Raw genomic sequence first — 5,362 nt, forward strand, 5'->3', positions numbered from 1 at the left:
TGCCTGCTGCAGTCCATCTGACTGGCCAATATGGCGTCGACAATCTTTATGTCGGCGTGCCGGTCATGATCGGTGCAGGCGGTGTTGAAAAGGTCGTGGAAATCGCGCTGGACGACGAAGCCAAATCCAACCTCGCCGTAAGCGTGGATGCCGTTAAAGAATTGCTGGTGGCGTGTAAGGCCATCGACCCGTCGCTGAATTAAGCGCACCCAAGATTTCAGGAGACCTATGTGAGCATCCTCGTAAACAAACACACAAAGATCATTACGCAAGGCATGACTGGCGCCACAGGCACTTTTCATACCGAGCAAGCGCTGGCTTATGGCTCGCAAATGGTTGGCGGGGTCACACCCGGCAAGGGGGGAACGACGCATATCGGCCTGCCGATGTTCGACACCGTGCTTGAGGCAAAGCAAGCGACCGGAGCAGATGCCTCGGTCGTTTACGTCCCGCCACCCTTTGCGGCAGACTCCATCCTTGAGGCCATTGACGCGGAAATCCCGTTGATCGTTTGTATCACTGAAGGCATTCCAGTGCTCGACATGGTCAAGGTAAAGCGCGCGCTTTCGGGTTCAAAGTCGCGCCTGATCGGTCCGAACTGCCCCGGTGTTTTGACACCTAACGAATGTAAGATCGGCATCATGCCCGGTAGCATTTTCTCGGCTGGCTCCGTGGGCGTTGTTTCGCGCTCGGGCACGCTTACTTATGAAGCCGTGTTCCAGACCACAGCCGAAGGCCTGGGTCAAACGACTGCGGTCGGCATTGGCGGCGACCCGGTTAACGGCACGAACTTTATCGATTGCCTCGAGCTTTTCCTTGCTGACGACGCCACCAAGTCCATCATCATGATCGGCGAAATCGGCGGCAGCGCAGAAGAGGAAGCGGCGCAGTTCCTGATCGACGAAGCCAAGAAAGGCCGCAAAAAGCCGATGGCTGGCTTCATCGCCGGACGCACCGCACCTCCGGGCCGCCGCATGGGCCATGCAGGCGCTATCGTATCAGGGGGCAAGGGCGATGCTGAAAGCAAGATCGCCGCGATGGAAGCCGCGGGCATCCGTGTTTCGCCATCACCCTCATTGCTCGGCAAGACCTTGGTCGAGGTATTGAAGGGTTAGTGTTTATCCTCCCCTCGTGGGGAGGCGCAACTGGCGCGCAAGCGCCATGACGGAGGGGGTCTCCGTCTAACGCTTCGTTAGAACGGCGCACCCCCTCCTCCATCCATTGGATGGCCCCTCCCCGCAGCCGGGGCGGATTTGGAGAAGTAGGATGGGTGTAGAGAACCAGGATTTCGAAGCAGAGCGCGGCCCAAGCTGGGAACGGGCCAACTGGCCATTGTCGGCGACTGACGATCTGACCGCATCACTTGACCCCACTCAGATGGCGGTTGAGGTAAAGGCTGCGGCAAAGGCTGCTGGCAAACCGATGGCTGAGGCCGATGCAGTTGCTGCTGCAAGCGATTCCATCCGCGCAATGATGCTGGTGCGCACTTATCGCGTACGTGGGCACTTGGCCGCCAACCTCGATCCACTCGGTCTGTCGAAGCAGGATATTCCTGCCGACCTGACCCCCGAATATCATGGCTTTTCCGGAGCCGACCTTGACAAGCGCGTCTATGTGGGCGGGACGCTTGGGCTTGAATGGACGACTGTCCGCGAGCTCGTCGATACGTTGCGCGCCAATTATTGCGGACCTGTTGGCCTGGAGTATATGCATATTTCCGATGTCGAAGAGCGACGGTTTTTGCAAGAGCGGATGGAAGGCAAGGATGCCGCTATCCAATTCACGCCAGAGGGTAAGAAAGCCATTTTGGGCAAGGTCATCGAAGCCGAACAGTATGAGAAATTTCTCGGCCGTAAATATGTAGGCACAAAGCGCTTTGGTCTTGATGGGGGCGAATCGATGATTCCCGCGCTTGAAGCTGTCATCAAATATGGCGGCCAGCTTGGTGTGCGTGAAATTGTGTATGGGATGCCGCACCGTGGCCGCCTGAACGTGCTCGCCAATGTGATGGCCAAACCCTATCGCATCATCTTCCACGAATTTTCGGGCGGCAGCGCCAACCCGGATGATGTCGGCGGTTCAGGAGATGTGAAATATCATTTGGGCACCAGCACCGACCGCGAATTTGACGGTATCAAGGTGCATATGAGCCTTGTTCCAAACCCGTCGCATCTTGAAGCCGTGAACCCGGTCGTTCTAGGCAAAGTGCGCGCCAACCAGACCGCGCGCGACGACCTTGCAAAGCATGAACAGGTTTTGCCTGTCTTGTTGCACGGTGACGCCGCTTTTGCCGGCCAGGGTATCGTATGGGAATGCCTCAGCTTCTCCGGCATTCGTGGGTATAACACTGGCGGCTGTCTGCACTTCATCGTCAACAATCAGGTCGGCTTTACCACCAGCCCGCAATATGCGCGGTCTTCGCCTTACCCTTCCGATGTCGCAAAGGGGGTTCAGGCGCCGATTTTCCACGTCAACGGTGACGACCCCGAAGCCGTGACATTTGCATGCAAGATTGCGATCGAATTCCGCCAGACATTCCACCGCGACATCGTCATCGACATGTGGTGCTACCGCCGATTTGGCCACAATGAAGGTGATGAGCCCAGCTTCACCCAGCCATTGATGTACAAGGTTATCAAAGGCCATCCCGCCGTCAGCGCGCTTTATGCCAAGAGGCTTCAAGCCGAAGGCGTCATTGATGCCGATTGGTCGAACGAACATGCCATGCGCTTTGTCCAGGCGCTTGAGCAGGAATTTGCCAGCGCAGCCGATTATAAGGCAAACGCCGCCGACTGGTTTGGTGGCCGTTGGTCCGGGCTGTCGAAGCCTGCGGATCCAGAAACTGCCCGGCGCAATGTGCCGACCGGAATCGCACGCAAATTGTTCGATAGCCTTGGGCGCACGCTCACAACTGTGCCCGAAGGGCACAACATACACCCCACTTTAAGCCGTGTGCTGGACGCCAAGAAAGCGATGTTCACGTCCGGAGAGAATTTCGATTGGGCAACGGGCGAAGCGCTTGCATTCGGGTCGCTGCTTTCGGAAGGTTATGGTGTGCGATTGTCGGGCCAAGATTCGGGTCGTGGAACATTCAGCCAGCGCCACGGCGTCTGGGTCGACCAGACCACTGAAGACAAATATGTGCCTCTTGGCACCCTGCCGCATGGCCGGTTCGAAATTCTCGACAGTCCGTTGTCTGAATTTGGCGTGCTCGGTTTCGAATATGGTTATGCCGGTGCTGAGCCAAAAACTTTAGTTCTGTGGGAAGCGCAATTTGGTGACTTCGTAAACGGCGCGCAGACGATGATTGACCAGTTCATAGCGTCGGGTGAGGCCAAATGGCTTCGGGCAAATGGGCTCGTGATGCTGTTGCCGCATGGTTATGAAGGTCAAGGTCCGGAGCATAGTTCGGCACGACTTGAACGCTTCTTGCAACTGTGTGCTGAAGACAATATCCAAGTCGCCAACTGCACGACCCCGGCCAATTATTTCCATTTGCTGCGTCGGCAGATGGCACGCCCGTTCCGCAAACCGCTTGTCGTCATGACGCCAAAGTCTTTGTTGCGGCATAAATTGGCAGTTTCAAAGGCCGAGGACTTCCAAGGCGAAAGCCACTTCATGCGGATTTTGTCTGACACCAACGCGCCAGCAGACGAGGACATCAAGCGCCTCGTATTGTGCTCCGGCAAGATCGCTTATGACCTGATGGAAGCACGCGACGCATCGGGCGATAAGAATACAAGCATAGTGCGTATTGAGCAGCTTTACCCATTCCCGTCCGAACCGTTAATCGTCCGCCTAAAACGCATGACCAATTTGGAAAATGTCGTTTGGGCGCAGGAAGAACCACGCAACGCCGGTAGCTGGTCCTTTGTGGACCCTTATCTGGAAGAATGCCTGACAGAGGCCAATGTCGGCCCAACCCGGGCACGTTATGCCGGTCGAAGGGCCGCTGCAGCAACAGCGACTGGCCTTGCAAAGCGCCATCAGGCCGAACAAGCCGCACTGGTTGCGGAAGCGTTGGGCCACAATGTTCGTGAAGAAATCCGACGCCAGCGCACTGGCGGAACCAAGCCAATTACCCCTCCATCCTCGTGAGGATAAAATTATGAGCACTGAAGTTAAAGTCCCTGTCTTGGGCGAATCAATTACTGAAGCGACACTTGGCCAGTGGTTGAAAAAACCAGGTGAAGCTGTTGCTGTGGATGAGCCAATTGCCAGCCTCGAAACTGACAAGGTGGCAGTTGAAGTGCCGTCGCCAGTCGCTGGCATAATGGGCGCATATGCCGTTGAAGAAGGCGCGACGGTAAACGTCGGCGCAGTCATTGGCTCAATCGACGCCGGAACCGCTGCTTCCACTCCCCCACCGGCCGCCGCTGCAGCGGTAGCCCAGCCGGTCGCGACAACAGCAGCCCCGGCACCTGCTACCCAAGCGGAAAACAGCGATCTGCCGCTTTCGCCATCTGTGCGCCGTTTGGTGCTTGAGCTTGGCATCGACCCGAGCAAGATCAAGGGCACTGGAAAGGATGGTCGGCTCACCAAGGAAGACGTAGTTGCCGCAGCTAAAGGTGCACCTGCACCGTCTGCAGACCCAGTTGCGACTGCCGTACCGACAGTCCAAGCAACAGGAACGCGCCAAGAAGAACGCGTAAAGATGACGCGTCTGCGCCAGACCATTGCCAAACGCCTGAAGTCAGCGCAGGACACCGCCGCATTGCTGACCACGTTTAACGATGTCGACATGTCGGCCGTAATGGAAGCCCGCGCAACGTACAAAGACCTGTTTGAAAAGAAGCACGGCGTCCGCTTGGGCTTCATGGGCTTCTTCACAAAGGCCGTCGCCTTGGCCACACGCGATGTTCCTTCGGTCAATGCACAAATCGATGGCGATGAAATCGTCTATCACAATTATCTCGACGTATCGGTTGCAGTTAGTGCACCCAATGGGCTTGTGGTTCCTGTCGTGCGCAACGCCGATGCAATGAGCTTTGCGCAAATTGAGAAAGCGATTGGCGATTTTGGTGCCAAGGCAAAAGCTGGCACGTTGACGATGGACGATATGTCCGGCGGCACGTTCACTATTTCCAACGGCGGCGTGTTCGGCAGCCTGATGTCGACCCCCATCATCAACCCGCCGCAATCGGCCGTGCTTGGTCTACACCGCATTGAAGACCGTGCTGTGGTCCGTGAAGGACAGGTCGTGGTGCGGCCTATGATGTATCTGGCCCTAAGCTACGACCATCGCCTGATCGACGGCCGCGAGGCCGTTACCTTCCTGAAGATCGTCAAAGAGGCGATTGAAGACCCTACCCGGTTGTTAATCGACCTTTAAGGAGCCTGAGCCATGGCAGAACAAGATTAT

General features: G+C 56.7%; 3 protein-coding genes and 1 pseudogene. All 4 read left to right on the plus strand.

All coding sequences use genetic code 11. The annotated features are described in order from the left end of the window. Positions 1 to 203 (plus strand): annotated as a pseudogene (locus ACK4S7_RS12895) (malate dehydrogenase); the annotation flags it as partial. 27 nt (positions 204 to 230) lie between these two features. Then, positions 231 to 1,115, plus strand: a complete 885-nt coding sequence (gene sucD / locus ACK4S7_RS12900) for a succinate--CoA ligase subunit alpha (RefSeq protein ID WP_409647596.1) — start codon at positions 231 to 233, stop codon at positions 1,113 to 1,115. A gap of 151 nt (positions 1,116 to 1,266) precedes the next feature. Further along, on the plus strand, positions 1,267 to 4,098 hold the full coding sequence (locus ACK4S7_RS12905) for a 2-oxoglutarate dehydrogenase E1 component (protein ID WP_409647599.1): 2,832 nt from the start codon (positions 1,267 to 1,269) through the stop codon (positions 4,096 to 4,098). 10 nt (positions 4,099 to 4,108) lie between these two features. Continuing rightward, entirely contained in the window at positions 4,109 to 5,332 is a 1,224-nt protein-coding gene (gene odhB / locus ACK4S7_RS12910; RefSeq protein ID WP_409647602.1) for a 2-oxoglutarate dehydrogenase complex dihydrolipoyllysine-residue succinyltransferase, read from the plus strand. Positions 5,333 to 5,362 lie beyond the last annotated feature (30 nt).

The sequence above is a fragment of the Sphingorhabdus sp. genome (assembly GCF_046292425.1).
Lineage (GTDB): Bacteria > Pseudomonadota > Alphaproteobacteria > Sphingomonadales > Sphingomonadaceae > Sphingorhabdus_B.

Bases quoted from the DNA above. Each gene is read 5' to 3' on its own strand.
- ACK4S7_RS12905 (WP_409647599.1), top strand. From the start codon at position 1,267: ATGGGTGTAGAGAACCAGGATTTCGAAGCAGAGCGCGGCCCAAGCTGG.
- odhB (WP_409647602.1), top strand. From the start codon at position 4,109: ATGAGCACTGAAGTTAAAGTCCCTGTCTTGGGCGAATCAATTACTGAA.